The sequence below is a fragment of the Pseudoalteromonas sp. S327 genome, assembly GCF_005886415.1.
Taxonomy (GTDB): Bacteria; Pseudomonadota; Gammaproteobacteria; order Enterobacterales; family Alteromonadaceae; genus Pseudoalteromonas; species Pseudoalteromonas atlantica.
Genome location: NZ_PNDP01000028.1, coordinates 1 through 1258 on the forward strand (window position 1 = coordinate 1; position 1258 = coordinate 1258).

At 43.5% G+C, this 1258-nt stretch carries 1 pseudogene; it reads left to right on the plus strand.

Annotation, left to right across the window (positions count from 1 at the left end):
* Positions 1-66: 66 nt before the first annotated feature.
* A pseudogene (locus tag CWB60_RS09075) lies at positions 67-867 on the plus strand (IS110 family RNA-guided transposase); the annotation flags it as partial.
* Positions 868-1258 lie beyond the last annotated feature (391 nt).

Sequence of the window (1258 nt, forward strand, 5' to 3'; positions counted from 1 at the left end):
AAATATATCAAGAAAACACAGCTGCCTGCTTGACCGGAACTTTCTAATGGGTGACCCCTTTAACTTATAACACCTATCTATGTTCCCGAGCCTGAAGATGAAGCTGTACGCGATTTATCTCGTGCACGCGAAGTGGCAATGAAGGACTTAAAAGATGCCAAATATCAATTAAAGGCGCTGTTGCTTCGCAATAATATCAATTATAAAGGCACTGCGAATTGGTCACAAAAACATTTACGTTGGCTCACTGAGATTGTGCTGCCACACCCCGCTCAGCACATCGTCTTACAAGAATTTTTACACACAATTACCGAACGAATAAGCCGACTTGAACGGCTAGACAATGAACTAACACACCACGTTCACCAGTGGCGTTATTATCCTGTTGTCAAAGCAATACAAGCTATGCGTGGTGTCCGTTTGTTGGTCGCCACTGGCGTTGTTGCTGAGCTTGGCGATTTATCGCGTTTCGACCATCCCCGTAAATTAATGAGTTATCTCGGTCTTGTACCCAGTGAACACTCGAGTGGTGGCAAACGCCATATTGGCGCCATCACAAAATGCGGAAATGGCCGAGCAAGACGCCTTCTTGTGGAAGGTGCACACACTTATCGGTATGCGGCAAATATATCAACAGATATGCAAAAACGACAAGAAGGCTTACCAAAGGACATTATTGATATTGCGTGGAAAGCACAGATTAGGCTCTGCAAACGCTATAAAAAAATGATAGCCAAAGGGAAACACTACAATCTGGTTGTTACCGCCATTGCCCGAGAAATGATTGCGTACATATGGGCTATTGCAAAAGAAGTGGTGCTTACGCCAGTGAATACAAAACTTAGATTGGCAAGAGTACCCGCATGATAAACGTATTAGAGTTAATGCATGGGATCAAGCATCGGGTGTGGCACAACCACCGACGGCGTTAGGATGGCAGTGCAGCTAACGCTGCATTGAACCACGAACATAGACTGAAGACAGGTGCCACGACGAAATAAGTAAGGTCTGCTCTGTTACTAGAAATAGTAATAACCAACGAATATCAGCAAGATAACCGACGACATTACTTGCTTCATCCTATGTATTAACTCGCTCTAATTCGAGCTAAAGTAATTATGGCTTAAAAAGTTAGGCAGGGATCAGTGCGTTTAACTTGACAGTGGGAGTCATACCAACGCCCTAATAATGGGCAAAAAATTGTTGGCTAAAATGTTGAGGAACGAAAACAGCCAACTGTTTTTTGTCCTCATTTATT